At 70.0% G+C, this 19,445-nt stretch carries 20 protein-coding genes; 18 read left to right on the forward strand and 2 right to left on the reverse strand.

Annotated elements, in window-relative coordinates:
• Positions 1-58 precede the first annotated feature (58 nt).
• From BI06_RS20380 to BI06_RS55545, 6 genes are all read left to right on the forward strand, one after another.
• Positions 59-592: a hypothetical protein gene (locus BI06_RS20380; RefSeq protein WP_043470366.1), complete on the forward strand. Its 534-nt coding sequence runs from the start codon at positions 59-61 to the stop codon at positions 590-592.
• A 100-nt stretch (positions 593-692) separates the two neighbouring features.
• Positions 693-1,379 (forward strand): FAD-dependent thymidylate synthase, encoded by a 687-nt coding sequence (thyX, locus tag BI06_RS20385; protein WP_233290247.1) that lies wholly within the window; start codon positions 693-695, stop codon positions 1,377-1,379.
• A 400-nt stretch (positions 1,380-1,779) separates the two neighbouring features.
• Positions 1,780-1,962, forward strand: a complete 183-nt coding sequence (locus tag BI06_RS49570) for a hypothetical protein (protein WP_149030426.1) — start codon at positions 1,780-1,782, stop codon at positions 1,960-1,962.
• Positions 1,963-2,056: 94 nt separating this feature from the next.
• Positions 2,057-3,871: a DNA polymerase gene (locus tag BI06_RS20390; protein ID WP_043470372.1), complete on the forward strand. Its 1,815-nt coding sequence runs from the start codon at positions 2,057-2,059 to the stop codon at positions 3,869-3,871.
• A gap of 123 nt (positions 3,872-3,994) precedes the next feature.
• Positions 3,995-4,243 (forward strand): hypothetical protein, encoded by a 249-nt coding sequence (locus BI06_RS20395; protein ID WP_043470375.1) that lies wholly within the window; start codon positions 3,995-3,997, stop codon positions 4,241-4,243.
• Between the two features lie 348 nt (positions 4,244-4,591).
• The gene (locus BI06_RS55545) at positions 4,592-5,014 is read left to right on the forward strand and encodes a deaminase (RefSeq protein ID WP_043470381.1); all 423 of its coding nucleotides are present in this window, start codon (positions 4,592-4,594) and stop codon (positions 5,012-5,014) included.
• 255 nt (positions 5,015-5,269) lie between these two features.
• Here the strand turns inward: BI06_RS55545 and BI06_RS20415 are convergent, their stop codons facing one another.
• Both BI06_RS20415 and htpX read right to left on the reverse strand, forming a co-directional pair.
• A complete protein-coding gene (locus tag BI06_RS20415) occupies positions 5,270-5,860 on the reverse strand; it encodes a hypothetical protein (protein WP_043470382.1) in 591 nt (196 codons plus the stop codon).
• Between the two features lie 85 nt (positions 5,861-5,945).
• Positions 5,946-6,866, reverse strand: a complete 921-nt coding sequence (htpX, locus tag BI06_RS20420) for a zinc metalloprotease HtpX (RefSeq protein ID WP_030395769.1) — start codon at positions 6,864-6,866, stop codon at positions 5,946-5,948.
• 273 nt (positions 6,867-7,139) lie between these two features.
• Between htpX and hrcA the strand changes: the two genes are divergently transcribed.
• The 12 genes from hrcA to BI06_RS20480 all read left to right on the forward strand — a co-directional run bounded on the left by hrcA (position 7,140) and on the right by BI06_RS20480 (position 19,435).
• Positions 7,140-8,174, forward strand: a complete 1,035-nt coding sequence (hrcA, locus tag BI06_RS20425) for a heat-inducible transcriptional repressor HrcA (RefSeq protein WP_030395770.1) — start codon at positions 7,140-7,142, stop codon at positions 8,172-8,174.
• A 75-nt stretch (positions 8,175-8,249) separates the two neighbouring features.
• The gene (gene dnaJ / locus BI06_RS20430; RefSeq protein ID WP_030395771.1) at positions 8,250-9,392 is read left to right on the forward strand and encodes a molecular chaperone DnaJ; all 1,143 of its coding nucleotides are present in this window, start codon (positions 8,250-8,252) and stop codon (positions 9,390-9,392) included.
• 81 nt (positions 9,393-9,473) lie between these two features.
• Entirely contained in the window at positions 9,474-10,223 is a 750-nt protein-coding gene (locus tag BI06_RS20435) for a 16S rRNA (uracil(1498)-N(3))-methyltransferase (protein ID WP_030395772.1), read from the forward strand.
• Positions 10,224-10,300: 77 nt separating this feature from the next.
• Entirely contained in the window at positions 10,301-13,543 is a 3,243-nt protein-coding gene (locus tag BI06_RS20440; RefSeq protein ID WP_043470609.1) for a S41 family peptidase, read from the forward strand.
• A 166-nt stretch (positions 13,544-13,709) separates the two neighbouring features.
• Positions 13,710-14,063 (forward strand): histidine triad nucleotide-binding protein, encoded by a 354-nt coding sequence (locus tag BI06_RS20445; RefSeq protein WP_043470384.1) that lies wholly within the window; start codon positions 13,710-13,712, stop codon positions 14,061-14,063.
• 3 nt (positions 14,064-14,066) lie between these two features.
• Complete coding sequence (locus tag BI06_RS20450) at positions 14,067-14,987, forward strand: ribonuclease Z (RefSeq protein ID WP_043470386.1); 921 nt, start codon at positions 14,067-14,069, stop codon at positions 14,985-14,987.
• A 295-nt stretch (positions 14,988-15,282) separates the two neighbouring features.
• On the forward strand, positions 15,283-16,305 hold the full coding sequence (locus tag BI06_RS20455) for a PhoH family protein (protein WP_037781114.1): 1,023 nt from the start codon (positions 15,283-15,285) through the stop codon (positions 16,303-16,305).
• A gap of 14 nt (positions 16,306-16,319) precedes the next feature.
• A complete protein-coding gene (gene ybeY, locus BI06_RS20460; protein WP_030395777.1) occupies positions 16,320-16,814 on the forward strand; it encodes an rRNA maturation RNase YbeY in 495 nt (164 codons plus the stop codon).
• A gap of 19 nt (positions 16,815-16,833) precedes the next feature.
• Positions 16,834-18,159, forward strand: a complete 1,326-nt coding sequence (locus tag BI06_RS20465; RefSeq protein ID WP_082558597.1) for a hemolysin family protein — start codon at positions 16,834-16,836, stop codon at positions 18,157-18,159.
• 32 nt (positions 18,160-18,191) lie between these two features.
• Entirely contained in the window at positions 18,192-18,428 is a 237-nt protein-coding gene (locus BI06_RS20470; protein ID WP_030395779.1) for a hypothetical protein, read from the forward strand.
• A 56-nt stretch (positions 18,429-18,484) separates the two neighbouring features.
• Positions 18,485-19,024, forward strand: a complete 540-nt coding sequence (locus BI06_RS20475) for a DUF4383 domain-containing protein (RefSeq protein ID WP_037781090.1) — start codon at positions 18,485-18,487, stop codon at positions 19,022-19,024.
• 57 nt (positions 19,025-19,081) lie between these two features.
• A complete protein-coding gene (locus BI06_RS20480; RefSeq protein WP_030395781.1) occupies positions 19,082-19,435 on the forward strand; it encodes a cytidine deaminase in 354 nt (117 codons plus the stop codon).
• Positions 19,436-19,445: the final 10 nt, after the last annotated feature.

Below are 19,445 nucleotides of genomic sequence, written 5' to 3' on the forward strand. Positions count from 1 at the left end.
ACTTGCAACTAGGTCATTTGCTGGGCAATACTGAATCCAGAGGGAAGGAAACCCGCTAATGAGTTCCTATCCGAATCCCTTCGACGAAACTTCCCCGTGGGACGAGCCGCAGTCGGCCCCCATAAACGAAAACACCCCCGACGCCCCGGAGGCGCCTGTGACTACTCCCGTCAACACCTCTCCAATCCCCGCTCCATTCACGATCGGGTTCACGATGAAGGCAGCTTCCGGCTTCGACGCGGAATGGCTGACGCCCCGTGTCCAGGGCTTCACGGCAGAGGAAACCGCTCAGCGTGGCGCCGAGCTGCTGACCGCCATGAAGACCACCGGCCTGATCGAGCTGGCCAGCAAGGCGGCGGAATTCACCCGAGAGCAGTACAAGGGAGGTGCTGGCGGCGGGTCTGCCCCGAAGCGATTCGAGGGCGGAAAGGTCACTCCCAAGGGCTCCGTCGGCGATGACGGGGACTGCCCGCACGGCCGAAAGCTCTTCGAAAAGGCCGATTGGGCCGCGATGTTCTGCCAGGCTCGCGAGAAGGCTGATCAGTGCGCGCCTCTTTGGCGACAGAAGGATGGGACCTTCAAGCCCAAGTAGGCCGTAGGGCCTTATTTTTTTGCCCTCTTACTTGCAACTAGGGGGCCGGGTCTCGTTCCCGGCCCCCACGCCCTGGAGAGACATGGAAATCCGCTCGGATATGCGCGTGGATCTGGTCAAGCATGCTGCTGAGGATGCTGACGTGACCTCCGCGGCCAGGGTCTCCACTCTCGGAGGCGAGACGCGTTTCGTCGCGGCCTCTGAGAAGGATGCCGGCCTGATCAACTACCTGATGCGCGACCGGCACGGATCGCCGTTCGAGCACGCCAGCATGACGTTTTACATCGAGTGCCCCATCTTCGTGTCACGTGAATTCATGCGTCATCGGGCTGGCTGGAGTTACAACGAGGAGAGCGGGCGCTATAAGGAACTTCAGCCGGTATTTTATGCCCCCGACCAACACCGGAAGTTGGTCCAGGTCGGCAAGCCGGGGGCCTATGAGTTCGAGGCCGGCACCGCAGTCCAGCGGAGTGCGCTCGAACGAGACCTCTACTCGGCATACATATGGGCCACCGACCACTACCGGTCAATCCTGGGCCGGGGAGTTGCCCGGGAGATCGCTCGGGTTGTACTTCCGGTGGGTCTTTACACGAGCTTCTACGCGACGTGCAACGCTCGCTCGCTGATGCACTTTCTGAGTCTTCGGACGAAGAATTCCGCGGCTAAGGTCCCGTCCTTCCCTCAGCGGGAAATTGAGATGGTCGCGGAACAGATGGAAGAGCAGTTTAAGGAGCTCATGCCCGTGACTTACGCAGCATTCAACGCCAACGGAAGGGTTGCCCCGTGAAGTTCCTAGCCCCATTCGTGGCCCTGGTCGCCGTCCTCGGAATCATCGTGGGCTCTCTCTGGATTTGGGCGGCTGCCCCGTGCTCGCTCTGGTCTTGGTCCAGGGCGGGTGACATGCCAGCCCGATGCCTCATGGAGCCGCGGTGAGTCGGCTCAGGCAATTCGTTGTCGAGGGCTGGGAAAACGGGGGCGTCGAGCTTATTCACAGCCCTTGCGAAGGATCTGTAGCCTCCGGCGGGTGTACCTGCTGTGAAGGGCAAGCGGTGACCCTTTTTGACCTCGTACAAGCATCCAAAGACCATCTCTGCGAAGAGAAGTTGGCTTGCTAGAAGTTCTGTCTCACGTGCCCGGCATTCTGCTGGGCTACACCATCGGTCGTCTCCTTCTGAAATGGGTTAAGCGTGGCTGACAAGATTCGTGTGACCGTCACTTACGAGTACACGCCGGACATGAAGGACTACCCGGGGTGCGGCGACGTGCATGCCGCTGCTCGGCTTGATGCCGACGAGAATGATGTCCGCCTGTTTCCCGAGGCGTACGACGAGGACATTGTCTCGGTCCGCTACGAGGGAATCCCCGGCTGATGGCCGGCGCCATCGTCACATGGGGGGCAATCGTGTTCGCCGTGGTCTACCTGATCGCACACTTCTACCTTGAATCCCGGAAGTAAGGAGCCCTATGCAGGTCATCACCTATATGATCCGCCGGCAGACCGTACGGATCAACGTTGCCGAAACGGTGATGGACCTCTGGGGCTTTATTGACTGGGTAGAAGCCAACCCGGTTATGGGTTTCGATACCGAGACAACAGGCCTCAACTGGTGGGATTCTGACCGGGGTTTCCGAATACGACTGGCTCAGTTCGGCAATGCCCATGAATCGTGGGTTCTGCCAGCCGAACTGAGTCAGGAGTTTCGGGAGGCCGCTGCGTGGGCCCTGCGAAAGGCAGAGCGCCTTATCGCGCACAACGGGACGTTCGATCAGCACGTGTCGGAGCACTGCCTAGGCGTGCCGCTCGAAGAGTTGGCACCCAAAACCCTCTGCACGAAGATCACTGCCCACCTTGTTGACCCACGCCAGGTCAAGGAACAGGGGCCCGGGCTCAAGCTGGAAGAACTGGCGAAATTCTACATCTCCCCGGAGCTGGCCGAAGAGGTCAAGGGCTCCATGACCCGAATAGCTCAGCGCTACAAGGTCAAAAAGGATGATATCTGGCCCGTCGTCAGGCTCTTCGATGAGGAATACCTTCTTTACGCCGGTATGGACCCCATTCTCGCCTACCGACTGTTCCACATCCTCTACCCGCTTATCCCGCTCCGGTCTAAGCGTAAGGGCCTGTTCGGCTGGGAACACCGCCTCGCGCACGTAACAGCCAAGATGGAGCGGGCGGGCTATCTACTCGATCCGCAGTACGCCAAGGCGCGGATCGAGGAGTTGAAGGCCGAGCAGGAGCAATGGGAGGCCGTAGCCCTTCGGCATGGCGTCGAGAACGTGAACTCCAATGCCCAACTAATCGAGGCGTTCACCGGGTTCGGGATCAAGCTCACCAAGCGAACCAAGCCGAGCAAGAACCACCCCAAGGGCCAGCCGGCCATGGACGACGAGGTTCTGTCGTCCATCGAGCACCCGCTAGCCGATGCGGTCATGAAGGCCAAAAAGGCCGGGAAGTGGCGGAAGACGTGGTTCGAGCGAGCCCTGAGCGGGATGGACTCGCGGAATCGCGTACATGCGTCGATTAATGCTCTCCAGGCCATTACGGCAAGGATGTCCATTACGGGTTCTGTGCCGGCTCAGACGTTCCCCGCTGGCTCTGGCTACGTCCGAGGGATGTTCCTTGCGGAGGAAGGCCATGTAACGGTCTGTATCGACTTTGGAAATATGGAGTTGCGGTTCCTTGCCGCAGAATCGCAGGACCCCGTGATGGTCGATGCGTTCCTGAATGACAAGGACCTGCATCAAATCACCGCGGACGCCGCCGATGTACCTCGTAAGACAGGCAAAATGGCGAACTTCTTGACCGTGTTCGGCGGAGGCCCGAAGGCCCTTTCCGAACAGGCCGGGGTGCCCTACTCGGTGGCAAAGCGGGTTATCGACGCATTTGGCAGCACCTACAAGAGAGTGGATGACCTGGCGAAGCGCCTCATGGACGAGGCGAAGCAAACCGGATTCATCTTCACCGTCACCGGGCGGCGCATTCCGGTTGAGTACCGGCGAGCGTACGCCGCCCTTAACTATTACATCCAGAGCGGAAGCCGAGACATCACCGCTCGTGCCCTCATTGCTCTCGACGCCGCAGGCTACACGCCCTTTATGCGCCTCGTAATTCACGATGAGATCGTTTTTTCCTTCCCCAAGGAGAGGGCCGTGGAGCTGGCCAAGAGAGCAGCCAAGATCATGGAGTTCACCGTCAAGGGGGTCCTGGTACCAGCAGAGGCCGAGATTGGTGATCAGTCTTGGGGCTCCGTTCTGGATCTCGAAGAGAGCAAGCATTGAGGCAGGACGAGGACTGCGAATACTGCCAGAACTTCGAAGCCATCGGCCTTTTTTGGCTTGACGACGTAGACACCGGCCTGTGTGCCGAGTGCGCTGAAGACAATGAAGCTGAGGAGTTTTTCCATGAGTGAGAGCCAGCAGGACCCCTTTGCCGAGATCATGGGTGACATCGAGAAGAAGTTCGGTGAGGCCCTTTTTCAGCAGCGTGCAATTACAGCAGCGCTAACGGCCGAGGCAACGGGACTGGTTTACACCCGAGCGGTCTCCTCTGGCGTCCCCCATGAGCTGGCTCAGGCCATGGCCGCCGAATTCTGGGATGCCGAGACCAGTCAGGCCGCCGGCGTCGAGGAGCTGGCGGGCGACGAGGAGTGAGGCGTCCGCTCCTGATCGGGGCCGCCGTGGTGGTGTCTGCGGCGGCCCTGGTGGGCTGTGACGACCGGAAGTGTCTCGAAGCCCACACCACCCTGATGACGACGGTCGTGGCAGGCCCGAAAGGCCAGACCCACATACAGCTCATCCCAGTGACCGTGTGCGACCGATACGAGGAGAGACCTTGAAGGTAGTTCGGTATGACGGGTCCGTGGTGATCTGCTCTCACGATGGGGCGCCCTGCCCTGGTTGCACGGTTCCCCGAGAACACTGGCCGAAGATATGGCGGACCGGTCGGACACGGCTCCGGGAGGCCACCGAGGAGGGCGAGTGAGCTGCCACCACCGAGGCATGGGGAAGCCCTGGGCCCGCCCCTGCTGGGACTGCTACCACCTGGGCATGGCGGAGGCTGCAGCAACCCGCGGTGACTGCATTCGGAAGCGCGTGGGGGCCGTCCTCGTGGACCAGCGCCACAGGGTCCTGAGCACGGGCTACAACGGCTCTGCACCGGGTCAGCCGTCCTGCAAGGCGGGCGGCTGTGATCGGTGCCTCTCGTCGGCCCCTTCGGGCTCCAGCTATGAGGGCTGCATCGAGTATCACGCCGAGTGGAATGCGATCCTCTGGTCCCGCCCCGAAGACCGCCAGGGCGCCACCCTCTACGTTACGTGGGAACCCTGCGGTGACTGCCTGAAGCTGATCAAGGGCGTGGGCATCGTTCGCGTGGTCTGGAAGGACCCCGCCGGCCTGCAACACGAGCGCCCTATACGGAAGTAGCGATGATGACGGGCCCCCGCTCAAGCGGGGGTCCGTCTACGTGTTTTCACCCTTCCCCTATTACCCGTATAAGGGGGATGCCGTCGTAGGGCTGCGAGGTTCGCCACGTGGCCTCCGCGTGGCGTCTCTGGCGGGGTGGCTCTGGTAGAAGTAGCGGAGTAAGGAGGCCCAGGGCCTCGTGCACCTGGTCAGGCGTGAGGCTGTACCGCTCGACCAAGTCCTGTAACACCGCTTCACTCTCGGGTGTCAACACTCCTACTCCTCCATCCCAGGGGCGCCCCAGACCGGGAACCAACGAGAGAGGTCAGGTTCTATGCGAAGATCGTTCTTAAGCAAGTTGGCTAGCTCGATCTCCAAGGCGTTGTCACGTTCCTGCTGGTCAGGGCGTTTACACACCGGGTAGAAGGTGCCGCGCTTGTACAGGTAGACGAGGGCCAGCGGGCGCTGTCCGTCGGCGTCACGGAAGCCGACCAGGGAGCAGAGCAGCTGGGGGCCGAAGCCGTGCGCCTCGAGTTCGCTGTTGACCGCGTGCAGGTCGTTGACGAGTTCGGGCAGTTCGCCGGGCTGGTGCCGGGCGAGCAGCCAGGAGTAGCCGTAGGAGTCCTTGGACGCCTCGACGGGGACGCCGCCGCGTTCGGTGTCGGCGTCGAGCAGGGCCCGGACCTGCCGTTCGACCTCGTCGAAGGCGCCGCCCTCGACGGAGGCGAAGCAGACCGAGCCGAGTCCGGTGGGCCGGAAGCCGGCCGCGGCCTCCAGGGTGAGGGCGGCGGACGGCACGCCGAACAGCTGGTCGAGGTCGGGCTTGACGGGCTTGGTGCGGCCGAACAGCGTGTCCAGGATGCCCACGGCGGTCCTTCCGGTCAGAGGGCGGGGGCGGTGCGTGCGGGGGCGGTGCGGTGCGGAGTACGGGAGCCGCGGCCGAGCGGGCGGCTCAACGGCCGAGCTCGGAGGAGATCTTCGCCAGCTGGGCCAGCCGCTGCTCCAGCGACGGGTGGGTGGAGAACAGCTGGGTGGCGGCCTCCCGGGCGCTGAGCGCCGGCGCGAAGTAGAACGCGTTGTAGGGCTGGGCCTGGCGCAGGTCCCGGGTCGGGATGGCGGCGATCTGGCCGGTCACCTTGGTGAGCGCCGAGGCCAGCGCGCTGGGCCGCCCGGTGAGCTGGGCGGCGGCCCGGTCGGCGGCCAGCTCCCGGTAGCGGGAGAGCAGCCGGGTCAGCAGGAAGCTGATCGCGTAGACGGCGATCGACACCAGCGGGATCACCAGGGCGGCGATCGCGGCGTTGGAGTCGTTGTTGTTGCGCCCGCCGCCCATGAAACCGCCGTACATGGCGATCCGGGTCATCGCGCCGGCCAGTACGCCGAGGAAGCCGGCCACCGTCATCACGGCGACGTCCCGGTGGGCGACGTGCGACAGCTCGTGGGCGAGCACGCCCTCCAACTCCTCCGGCTCCAGCCGGCGCAGCAGGCCGGTGGTCACGCAGACCACCGCGTTCTGCGGGTTGCGGCCGGTGGCGAAGGCGTTCGGCATGTCGTTGTCGGCGACCGCCACCCGGGGTTTGGGCATGTCGGCGAGCGCGCAGAGCCGGTCGACGGCGCCGTGCAGCTGCGGGTACTGCTCCGGGGTGACCCGGTGGGCGCCCATCGCCCGTTCGGTGATCCGGTCGCTGAACCAGAACTGGGCGACAAACAGGCCGCCCGAGATCAGCACGATGATCGGCCAGGCGCCGCGCAGCAGCGCGATCAGCAGACCGGTGAATCCCACGTACAACAGCCCGATCAGGAACATCGTCCCCACCATGCGGCCGGTCAGGCCGCGGTCGGGGGCGAAGCGGGTGTGCTGGCCCGAGCTCGACATCGCTGCTCCTCCGTTCGCCGTCCGCTTCCGATGCTGCCACCGGGCGGGCCCCGCGGCATCACCCGCGCGCCGCGGACTGCGGGCAGGATCACCCCGGCCGGGCCGTTCCTGCCGTCGGACCCGGGCCTTACACTGGCAGGTACGGTTCTGGCACTCGTGTGTTCAGAGTGCCAAGGCCGGGCCCCGCGGGGTCGGACCGGACAGCTCGAACACGGACACATGCCACGACGGTGTGTCACAACGGACAACGCGTGAAGACGGAGGTGCGTGCCCATGGCCGGTGAGGTCCGCCAGCTCGACGACCGCAAACTCGCGGTGCTTCGCGCGATCGTCCAGGACTACGTGGGGACGGAGGAGCCGGTCGGCTCCAAGGCCCTGGTCGAACGGCACAACCTCGGGGTCTCCCCGGCGACCGTGCGCAACGACATGGCGGCGCTGGAGGAGGAGGGCTACATCCACCAGCCGCACACCAGCGCCGGTCGGATCCCCACCGACAAGGGCTACCGGCTGTTCGTCGACAAGCTGGCCGAGGTCAAGCCGATGAGCGCGCCCGAGCGGCGGGCGATCCGGCACTTCCTCGACGGCGCGGTGGACCTCGACGACGTGGTCGCCCGCACGGTGCGGCTGCTCGCCCAGCTGACCCGCCAGGTCGCGGTGGTGCAGTACCCCTCGCTGAGCCGTTCCACGGTGCGGCACATCGAGCTGGTGGCGCTGGCCCCGGCCAAGGTGATGCTGGTGCTGATCATGAACACCGGCCGCGTCGAGCAGCGGCTGGTGGACTGCCCGGGTACGGTCGGCGAGACCGTGCTGGCGGACCTCCGGGGCCGGATCAACGCCCGGGCCGCCGGACAGCGGCTCCCGGACGTCCCGGGGCTGCTGGAGGAGCTGCCCGCGCAGTTCGAGGCGGCCGACCGGCCGACCGTGTCCACGGTGCTGGCGACGCTCTTCGAGACCCTCGCCGAGCAGCGCGAGGAGCGGATCATGCTGGCCGGCACGGCCAACCTGACCCGCTTCGGCCACGACTTCCCGCTGACCATCCAGCCGGTGCTGGAGGCGCTGGAGGAGCAGGTCGTCCTGCTCCGCCTCCTGGGTGAGACGGCGGACGCCGGGATGACGGTCCGGATCGGGCGGGAGAACGCCTACGAAGGGCTGAATTCCACCTCGGTCGTCTCGGTCGGTTACGGTTCGGGCGACGAGAGCGTGGCCAAACTGGGGGTGATCGGTCCGACCCGGATGGACTACCCGGGCACAATGGGGGCGGTGCGAGCGGTGGCACGGTACGTGGGTCAGATTCTGGCCGAGTCGTAGGAACGGTCGTCGTCGGACAGCTGACGGCGCCCGAAGTCGCAAGCACTCACACAGGCGGAACAAGCGGAGCATTTGGTGGCCACGGACTACTACGCGGTACTCGGCGTCCGACGGGATGCGGGGCAGGACGAGATCAAGAAGGCGTTCCGGCGCCTGGCACGCGAACTGCACCCGGACGTCAACCCGGACCCGAAGACGCAGGAGCGGTTCAAGGAGATCAACGCCGCCTACGAGGTGCTCTCCGACCCGCAGAAGCGCCAGGTCTACGACCTCGGCGGCGACCCGCTCTCGCCGAACGGCGGGGGCGGCGCGGGCGGCTTCGGCGCGGGCGCGGCGGGCTTCGGCTTCTCCGACATCATGGACGCCTTCTTCGGCGCCGCCTCCGGCCAGCGCGGACCGCGCTCCCGGACCAGGCGCGGCCAGGACGCCATGATCCGGCTGGAGATCACCCTGGAGGAGGCCGCGTTCGGCACCACCAAGGAACTCCAGGTCGACACCGCCGTCACCTGCACCACCTGCAGCGGCGAGGGCGCCGCGCCCGGCACCTCCGCGCAGACCTGCGACATGTGCCGCGGCAAGGGCGAGGTCTCCCAGGTCACCCGGTCCTTCCTGGGCCAGGTCATGACCTCCCGCCCCTGCCCGCAGTGCCAGGGCTTCGGCACCGTCGTGCCGACCCCCTGCCCGGAGTGCGCCGGCGACGGCCGGGTCCGCGCCCGCCGCACCCTGACCGTCAAGATCCCGGCCGGGGTCGACAACGGCACCCGGATCCAGCTGGCCGGCGAGGGCGAGGTCGGCCCCGGCGGCGGCCCGGCCGGCGACCTCTACGTCGAGATCGCCGAGACCGCCCACCCGACCTTCCAGCGTCGCGGCGACGACCTGCACTGCACGGTCACCATCCCGATGACGGCGGCCTCGCTCGGCACCCAGGTGCCGCTGCAGACCCTGGACGGGATCGAGGAGGTCGACATCCGGCCCGGCACCCAGTCCGGCCAGTCGATCCCGCTGCACGGCCGGGGCATCACCCACCTGCGCGGCGGCGGCCGGGGTGACCTGATAGTGCATGTCGAGGTGCAGACGCCCACCAAGCTCGACGCCGAGCAGGAGGAACTGCTGCGCCGCCTGGCGGTGCTGCGCGGCGAGGAGCGGCCGTCCGGCCAGTTCGCGCCCGGGCAGCAGGGGCTGTTCTCCCGGCTGAAGGACGCCTTCAACGGCCGGTAGCCGTCCCGCGCGGGGGTGCCGAGGCTTCCTCGGCACCCCTTTCGCGTTCCCGTTCCCGTTCCCACCCCGGAGGTTCCCCGCATGACCGCGCCCGTGTTCGTCGTCGACCCCGAGCGGATCGCCGCCGCCGCGCCGGGCGCCTCCGTCCGGCTGGACGGGCCGGAGGGCCGGCACGCCGCCGCGGTGAAGCGGCTGGAGCCGGGCGAGGCGGTCACCCTGGCCGACGGCCGGGGCCTCGGCGTGGACGGCACCGTCGCGGCGGTGCACGGCAAGGACGCGATCGAGGTGACGGTGACGGCCGTGCGGCGCGAGCCGGAGCCGTCGCCGCGGATCGTCGTCGTCCAGGCGCTGCCCAAGGGCGACCGGGGCGAGCTGGCGGTGGAGACCATGACCGAGGTCGGCGTGGACGTGGTGATCCCCTGGGCGGCGTCGCGCTGCATCACCCAGTGGAAGGGCGAGCGCGGCGCCAAGGCGCTCGCCAAGTGGCGGGCCACCGCGCGGGAGGCCGGCAAGCAGTCCCGGCGGCTGCGCTTCCCCGAGGTCCGCGAGGCGATGACCACCCGGCAGCTGGCCCCGGTGCTGGCCGGCGCCGCGTTCGCGGCGGTGCTGCACGAGGAGGGCTCCGAGCCGCTGGCCGGCGCCGCCCTGCCGGAGACCGGGGACCTGGTGCTGGTGGTCGGCCCGGAGGGCGGCGTCTCCCCGGAGGAGCTGGCCGCCTTCGCCGAGGCCGGCGCGAAGCCGTACCGGCTCGGCCCCTCGGTGCTGCGCACCTCCACGGCCGGGGTCGCGGCCGGCGCGCTGCTGCTGGGCCGCACCGGCCGCTGGGCCTGACACCGGCGTCCCCCGTCGGGGTTCGCGGACCGCGAACTCCGGGCGCGCCGCGCCCCCGGCTGCCTAGGGTGGCGACCGTGAGCGAACCCGAGAGCACCCCCGAGGGCGCCTACCTGCGCCACCCGCACCTGCACGGCGACCTGATCACCTTCGTGGCCGAGAACGACGTGTGGCTCGCCCCGCTGGACGGCGGCCGGGCCTGGCGGCTGACCGCCGACCACCGACCGGTCCGCAGACCGATGTTCTCCCCGGACGGCCGCCACGTCGCCTTCACCTCCACCCGGGACGGCGCCCCCGAGGTGCACGTGGTCCCGGTGGACGGCGGGCCGTCCCGGCGGCTGACCCACTGGGGCGACGCGCAGACCCAGCTGCGGGGCTGGACCGCCGACGGCCGGCCGATCGCCACCACCGCCGCCGGGCAGGCCTCGCTGCGCCGCACCTGGGCGCGGGCGGTGCCGCTGGACGGCGGCGAGGCGGCCCGGCTGCCGTACGGCCCGGTCGGCGGGCTGGCCTTCGAGCCCGACGGCGACCGGGTGCTGCTGGTCTCCGCCTACGCCACCGAGCCGGCCTGGTGGAAGCGCTACCGGGGCGGGCGGACCGGCCGGCTGTGGATCGGCTCCGACCGCTTCGAGCGCGTCCACGAGGAGCTGGACGGGCACATCGAGTCGCCGCTGTGGGTGGGCGGGCGGATCGCCTTCCTCTCCGACCACGAGGGCGTCGGCGCGCTCTACTCCAGCCTCCCGGACGGCTCCGACCTGCGCCGGCACGGCATCTCGCCGGAGGGCTTCTACGCCCGCACCGCCACCACCGACGGGAGCCGGGTGGTCTGGCACAGCGCCGGCGACCTGTGGCTGCTGGAGGACCTCGACGGCGCCGGGCCGCGCCGCCTGGACGTCCGCCCGGCCGGTCCGCGCACCGGCCGCCGCCCCCGCCCGGTGTCCGCCGCGCACTGGCTGGAGGGCGCCGCCCCGGACCGCACCGGGCGGGCCGGGGCCGTGGTGGTGCGCGGCTCCGTGCACTGGCTCACCCACCGGGAGGGTCCGGCCCGGGTGCTGGACGAGACGCCGGGCGTGCGCGGTCGGCTGGCCCGGGTGGTGCCGGGACCGGCCGGCGAGGACGCCGCCCAGGGCGTGGTCTGGGTGACCGACGCCGAGGGCGAGGACGCGATCGAGTACGCGCCCGCCGTGCTCGGCACCGAGCGCCGCCGGCTCGCCGCCGGGCAGCTGGGCCGGGTCCGCTCGCTGTTGGTCTCCCCGGACGGCAAGCAGCTGGCGGTCGGCGCGCACGACGGCCGGGTGCTGCTGGTCGGCCTGGCCGACGGCGCCGTGCACGAGCTGGCGCACAGCACCGACGGCGAGGTCAGCGGGCTGGCGTTCAGCCCGGACTCGGCCTGGCTGGCCTGGTCGCAGCCGACCCTCGGTGCGTGGTCGCTGCGCCAGATCGTGCTGGCCAACCTGGCCACCCGGACGGTCTCCGAGGCGACCCCGCAGCGGTTCGTCGACACCTCCCCGGCGTTCACCGCCGACGGCCGGCACCTGGCGTTCCTCTCGGTGCGCAGCTTCGACCCGGTGTACGACTCGCACGTCTTCGACCTGTCGTTCCCCAACGGCTGCCGCCCGTACCTGATCACGCTGGCCGCCGACACGCCGTCGCCGTTCGGGCCGCGCCGGGCGGGCCGGGCGGCCGGCGGGGAGGAGGACGAGCCGAAGGGCCGCCGGGCGGACGGCGAGGAGGGCGCGGCCGACGCGCCGCCGGCGACCCGGGTCGACCTGGACGGCATCGCCGACCGGATCGTGCCGTTCCCGGTGGAGGGCGGCCGGTTCGGGGTGCTGCGGGCCGCCAAGGACGGCGTGCTGTGGACCAGGCTGCCGCTGGTCGGCGAGCTGGGCGACGAGGCCGCCTCGCTGGAGGACGAGCGCCCGCGGCCGACCCTGGAGCGCTTCGACTTCCGCAAGCGCCGGGCGGAGCAGCTGGTGGACGGCCTGGACGCGTTCGCGGTGAGCGGGGACGGCACCCGGCTGGTGGTGCTGGACGAGGGCGAGCTGCGGATCGTGCCCGCCGACCACAAGGCCTCCGGCGAGGACGACGAGATCGACGTCGACCTGGACCGGCTGCGGGTGACGGTCGACCCGGCGGCCGAGTGGCGGCAGATGTACGACGAGAACGGCCGGCTGATGCGGGACAACTTCTGGCGTCCCGACCTCGGCGGGGTGGACTGGGCCGGGGTGCTGGCCCGCTACCGGCCGCTGGTGGAGCGGCTCGGCTCGCACGACGACCTGGTGGACCTGCTCTGGGAGGTGCACGGCGAGCTGGGCACCTCGCACGCCTACGTGGTGGCGCACGGGGTGCACACCGAGCCGGCCCGCCGGCAGGGCCTGCTGGGCGCGGACCTGGTCCGGGACGGTGAGGTGTGGCGGGTCGCGCGGATCCTGCCGGGGGAGTCCTCCGACCCGCGGGCGCACTCGCCGCTGGCCGCCCCGGGCGCGGCCGTCCGCCCCGGGGACGCGGTGCTGGCGGTCAACGGCCGCCCGGTGGACCCGGTGACCGGCCCGGCGCCGCTGCTGGCGGGCACCGCCGGGCAGCCGGTCGAGCTGACGGTGGCCGGCAAGGACGGCACCGACCAGCGGTACCCGGTGGTCGTCCCGCTCGCCGACGACGAGGCGCTGCGCTACCACGACTGGGTGGCCGGGCGGCGGGCCGCCGTCCGGGAGCTGTCGGACGGACGGCTCGGCTATCTGCACATCCCCGACATGCAGACCACCGGCTGGGCGCAGATCCACCGCGACCTGCGCTCGGAGATGGCCAGGGAGGGCGTGGTCGTCGACATCCGGGGCAACCGGGGCGGGCACACCTCGCAGCTGGTGGTGGAGAAGCTGGCGCGCCGGATCGTCGGCTGGGGCGTGGGCAGGGACGTCGCCAACCCCGCGCCGTACCCGGAGGACGCGCCGCGCGGTCCGGTGGTCGCCCTGGCGGACGAGTACTCGGGCTCGGACGGCGACATCGTCAACGCGGCGATCCAGGCGCTGGGGATCGGCCCGGTGGTCGGCACCCGCACCTGGGGCGGGGTGATCGGCATCGACAGCCGCTACTCGCTGGTGGACGGGACCCTGGTGACCCAGCCGAAGTACGCGTTCTGGTCGGAGCGGCTCGGCTGGGGCCTGGAGAACCACGGGGTGGACCCGGACGTGGAGGTGCCGTTCCCGCCGCACGCCTGGGCGGCGGGGGAGGACCCGCAGCTCGCCGAGGGGGTGCGGATCGCCCTGGCGGCGCTCGCGGAGCGGCCGGCCAAGACCCCGCCGGCGCTGCCCTGGGAGCAGTAGCCGGGTGGTCGCGGGAGGCCGGACCCCGGTCCGGCCTCCCACTCCGGGGCGGCCGTCGCCGTGCGTGCTCCGGCGGCGACCGCCTGGCGTGATCCGAAAGGGAGGGCCTAGCATGCGGCCGTACGCTCCCACCAGACCAGCACCAGCATCCCGCGAGGAGATCCCGATGGCCGGCGAGCCGCAGCCCGACTGCCTGTTCTGCAAGATCGTGGCGGGCGAGATCCCGGCCACCGTGGTCCGCAAGACCGACCGGACCCTCGCCTTCCGCGACATCGCCCCGAAGGCCCCTGTGCACGTCCTGGTGATCCCGCACGCCCACTACCCGAACGCGGCCGCGCTGGCCGACGCCGAGCCCGACGTCGCCGGCGAGCTGCTCGCCGAGGCGGGCCGGGTCGCCGCGGACGAGGGCCTCGAGGACTACCGGCTGATCTTCAACACCGGCGCCGGCGCGGGCCAGACCGTCTTCCACGCCCACGTCCACGTGCTGGGCGGCACGTCCATGACCGAGCGCATGGTCTGAGGCGTGTCCCAGCGCGAGCTCGTCGTCCTCGGGACCGCCAGCCAGGTCCCGACCCGGCACCGCAACCACAACGGCTACCTGCTGCGCTGGGACGGCGAGGGCCTCCTGTTCGACCCCGGCGAGGGGACCCAGCGGCAGATGCTGCGCGCCGGGGTCTCGGCCACCCAGCTCACCCGGATCGCCGTCACGCATTTCCACGGCGACCACAGCCTGGGCCTGGCCGGGGTGATCCAGCGGATCAACCTGGACCGGGTCCCGCACCCGGTGGACGTCTACTTCCCGGCCTCCGGCGAGGTGTACTTCGAGCGGCTGCGGCACGCCACCGCCTTCCACGAGACGGCCGTGCTGCGGCCCCGCCCGATCGAGGAGCCGGGCCCGCTGCCCGCGCCCGGCGCCCGCTTCGCGCTGGAGGCGGTCCGGCTGTCGCACCCGGTCGAGTCCTTCGGCTACCGGCTGAGCGAGCCGGACGGCCGCCGGCTGGTGCCCGAACGGCTGGCCGCCCTGGGCATTGCCGGCCCCGACACCGGCCGGCTCCAGCACCGGGGCGCGATCGAGGTGGACGGCAAGCGGATCACCCTGGAGGAGGTCAGCGAGCCCCGGCCGGGGCAGCGGTTCGCCTTCGTCATGGACACCCGGCTCTGCGAGGGCGTCCACGAGCTCGCCGAGCGCGCCGACCTGCTGGTCGTCGAGGCCACCTTCTCCGACGCGGACGCCGGGCTGGCCGAGGACCACGGCCACCTCACCGCCGGCCAGGCCGCCAAGGTCGCCGCCGAGGCGGGTGTCCGCACCCTGGTGCTGACCCACTTCTCGCAGCGCTACCCCGACCTCGGCCAGCACCTCGCCGATGCCCGCAAGCATTTCGACGGCCCGATCGTGCTTGCCGAGGACCTCGCCCGGGTACCAGTACCGCCCCGGCACAAGTGAGGCGCCCATCCGCCAGGGCCGCGGTGAACAGCGTGGAAAACCGCTCGCGCCGCCCGGCGTTCTGCCGCAGCATCGTCGGGTGCGGCCCCGCCGCCCGCCGCAGCGATCACGTGCGCGGCGTACCCTGGTGCCCCGGAAGGACCGAGCGGCACACGAGACACGGATGGGATGAGGCAGGCCCCAGCGCCGACCTATGAGTGACACATCGCAGACCCGTTCCAACGGACAGCCGCGCCCCGAACCGGCCGAGGACGGCCGCGTCAGCGCCCGGATCGTCATCCCCGAGAAGCATCCGATGGTCACCCTGCTCGGCGCCGCCGACTCGCTGCTGCGAGTGATCGAGCAGGGTTTCCCCGCCGCCGACATCCACGTCCGGGGCAACGAGGTGACCGCGACCGGCGAACGCGCCGAGGTCGCCCTCGTCAAGCAGCTGTTCAGCGAGATGATGCTGGTGCTGCGCACCGGCCAACCCCTCACGGAGGACTCCGTGGAGCGTTCCATCGCCATGATCCGCAGCGCCGTCGACGACCCGGACAGCCCGACGCCGTCGAAGGTGTTCACCGCGAACATCCTGTCCAACCGGGGCCGGACCATCCGTCCGAAGACCCTCAACCAGCAGCGCTACGTCGACGCCATCGACAAGCACACGATCGTCTTCGGCCTCGGCCCGGCCGGCACCGGCAAGACCTACCTCGCGATGGCCAAGGCCGTCCAGGCCCTCCAGGCCAAGGAGGTCAACCGGATCATCCTGACCCGCCCGGCCGTCGAGGCGGGCGAGCGGCTCGGCTTCCTGCCCGGCACCCTCTACGAGAAGATCGACCCGTACCTGCGGCCGCTGTACGACGCGCTGCACGACATGATGGACCCCGACTCCATCCCGCGGCTGATGGCCGCCGGGACCATCGAGGTCGCGCCGCTCGCCTACATGCGCGGCCGCACCCTCAACGACGCCTTCATCATCCTCGACGAGGCCCAGAACACCTCGCCCGAGCAGATGAAGATGTTCCTCACCCGCCTCGGGTTCAACTCCCGGGTGGTCGTCACCGGCGACACCAGCCAGATCGACCTCCCGGGCGGCACCCGCAGCGGCCTCAAGGTCGTCCAGGAGATCCTGGTCGACGTGCCCGACATCCACTTCTCCGTCCTCACCAGCACCGACGTGGTCCGCCACAAGCTGGTCGGCCGGATCGTGGACGCGTACGAGCGCTGGGACGCCCTCCAGGAGGCCCAGGAGACCGAGGAGCGCCGCCCCCCGGTCAAGGCCGCCCAGCGGCGCGGCTCACGCGCACCCCGACAGTCCCATCGCACCGAAAGCTGAGTAACCAGCCCGTCATGTCGATCGACATCGCCAATGAGTCCGGCTGGGACGTCGACGAGGAGTCCGTCCTCGCCGTCGCCCGCTACGCCCTGGACAAGATGCGGATCCACCCGCAGTCCGAACTGTCCGTGATCCTCGTGGACGGGGCGGCGATGGAGGAGCTGCACATCCAGTGGATGGACCTCCCGGGCCCCACGGACGTGATGTCCTTCCCCATGGACGAGCTGCGCCCCGGCAAGGAGGGCGAGGAGCTGCCGCAGGGGCTGCTCGGCGACATCGTGCTCTGCCCCGAGGTCGCCGAGCAGCAGGGCAAGGCGGCCCCGTCCAAGCACTCGATGGACGAGGAGCTGCAGCTGCTCACCGTGCACGGTGTGCTGCACGTGCTCGGCTACGACCACGAGGAGCCGGACGAGGAGGAGGAGATGTTCGGCCTCCAGAAGGCGATCCTCGACGGCTGGCGGGCCGAGCGGGGCCTCGGCGGCATCTCCCCGGCCCCCACCACCCACTGAGCGCGGAGCCCGAACCCCTGTGAGTGGTGAAAGTACGAGCTTCATCCTCGGCGCGGTCGCGCTGGTCGTGCTCGGCTGGCTGGCCGCGTGCGCCGAGGCGGGCATCTCCCGGGTGTCCCGGTTCCGGGCCGAGGAAGCGGTCCGGTCCGGGCGCAGGGGCTCGGCCCGGCTGCTGGCGCTGGCCTCCGACCCGATCCGCTACCTCAACCTGGCCACCCTGATCCGGGTGGCCAGCGAGATGGCGGCCGCGGTGCTGGTCACCGTGGTGTGCGTGCGCAACATCGACACGACCTGGCAGGCCGTGCTGCTGGCGTTCGGCGTGATGGTGCTGGTGTCCTTCGTGGCGGTGGGGGTCTCCCCGCGCACGATCGGCCGCCAGCACCCCCTCACCACCGCCACCGCGGCCTCCTTCGTGCTGCTGCCGCTGGCCCGGATCCTCGGCCCGATCCCGCGGCTGCTGATCCTGCTCGGCAACGCCCTGACGCCCGGCAAGGGCTACCGCGAGGGCCCGTTCGCCTCCGAGGCGGAGCTGCGGGCGCTGGTCGACCTGGCCGAGAAGAACGACGTCATCGAGGACGAGGAGCGCCGGATGGTGCACTCCGTCTTCGAGCTGGGCGACACCATCGTCCGCGAGGTCATGGTGCCGCGCACCGACCTGGTGATGATCGAGCGGCACAAGACCGTGCGCCAGGCGCTGACCCTGGCGCTGCGCTCGGGCTTCTCCCGGATCCCGGTGGTCGGCGACAACGAGGACGACGTGGTCGGCATCGTCTACCTCAAGGACCTGGTGCGCCGCACCCACATCAACCGGGACTCCGAGTCGGACGAGGTCGGCGCCGTGATGCGCCCGGCGGTGTTCGTCCCGGACTCCAAGCCCGCCACCGACCTGCTGCGCGAGATGCAGCAGATGCGCTCGCACGTGGCGATCGTGATCGACGAGTACGGCGGCACCGCCGGCCTGGTCACCATCGAGGACATCCTGGAGGAGATCGTCGGCGAGATCACCGACGAGTACGACCGGGAGATCGCCCCGGTGGAGGACCTCGGGGACGGCTCCTACCGGATCACCGCCCGGCTGCTGGTCGAGGACCTGGGCGAGCTGTTCGGGATCGAGCTGGAGGACGAGGACGTCGAGACGGTGGGCGGCCTGCTGGCCAAGCACCTGGGCCGGGTGCCCATCCCCGGCTCCTCCTGCGCGATCCCGCTGCCCGAGGAGGTCCCGGGCGGCCTCACCGCGATCCGCCTGACCGCCGAGAGCTCCGCCGGCCGCCGCAACCGCATCGGCTCCGTGGTCGCCGCCCCGGTGCGGGAGACGGAGGAATCGGCCCCAGGGGCCGACGAGTAGCGTTCGGGTACGTCCGGAGCGACGATGGGGGCATGAGTCACCAACTTCGCGCGGAGTACGGCCCGCAGGGGGCGGCGGGCGGGGTGAAGGTCTGGCACGTCGTGCGGGAGGGGGATCCGGCCGTGGCACTGTGCGGCCGGAGCATGCCCGCCGACGTGGAGACCCGGTCGGAGCAGGAGTGGGGGACCGGGCTCCGGTGCTGTCAGCAGTGCGGTTCGCTGTACATGCACGAGGTGCCGCACATGCAGGGGAGCCACCCCTACAGCTAGGCGGGCCCGGGCCCGACAACCAACAGCCAGGCGCTACGACCGAGTCGGAGGTCGCCATGAAGCTGCAGGACGAATTGCCCGTCGACCACAGACTTGTGCTGGTGTGGCGGATCGGGGCGGGTCTCGGCGGGGTGTTCCTGATCGTGTTCGGCTGCCTGGGGCTGGCCGACCACCCGGGATTCCTGTCCACCGAGGGCAACGACATCGCCGGCATGTCCACCAACGGCGCGCTGAGCGTCCTGTCCATCGTGATGGGCGGGGTGCTGGTGGTCGCCGCGGTCATCGGCGGCAACGTCGCCGCCAATGTGAACATGGCGGTCGGCGTGCTGTTCGTGCTGTCCGGGTTCTACGGGCTGACCGTGCTCGGCCGCTCGGACGCCAACATCCTGAACTTCGGGATCCACAACGTGATCTTCGCCTTCGCCTTCGGCGTGGTGATCACCACCTTCGGGATGTACGGACGGGTCAGCAGCCACCTGCCGCACGACAACCCGTACTGGCGCAAGCGGGCGGCGGACGAGGTGGCGATGCCCAACGGTCCCAAGACCTTCGTGAAGGTGATCCGGCCCGGTCCGCCCAACCCGGTCGGCCACTGAGGACCCCGGCCGGTCGGCCACCGAGGACCGCGGTCGGCGGGGCCTATGCTCCTGGGCATGAGTGACATCGTCGAGCTGGACCCCGAAGACAAGAAGATCATCACCCTGGCCCGCTCCGCCCGCGCCCGCAACGGCGTCCCGGAGGGGGCCGCGGTGCGTGACGAGACCGGCCGGACGTACGTGGCCGGGACGGTCGCGCTGGAGTCGCTGCGGCTGAGCGCGGTGCAGACGGCGGTGGCGATGGCGGTGGCCAGCGGTGCGAAGTCGCTGGAGGCGGCGGCCGTGGTGTCCGAGGCGGAGCAGCCCGCCGAGGCCGATCTGGCGGCCGTGCGGGACCTCGGCGGCGCGGGCACCCCGCTGCTGCTGGCCGGGCCGGACGGGGTGCTGCGGGTCTCGGTCGAGGCGCGCTGAACGCTTGCGG

It is taken from the genome of Kitasatospora sp. MBT66 (genome assembly GCF_000710405.2).
Classification (GTDB): domain Bacteria; phylum Actinomycetota; class Actinomycetes; order Streptomycetales; family Streptomycetaceae; genus Kitasatospora; species Kitasatospora purpeofusca.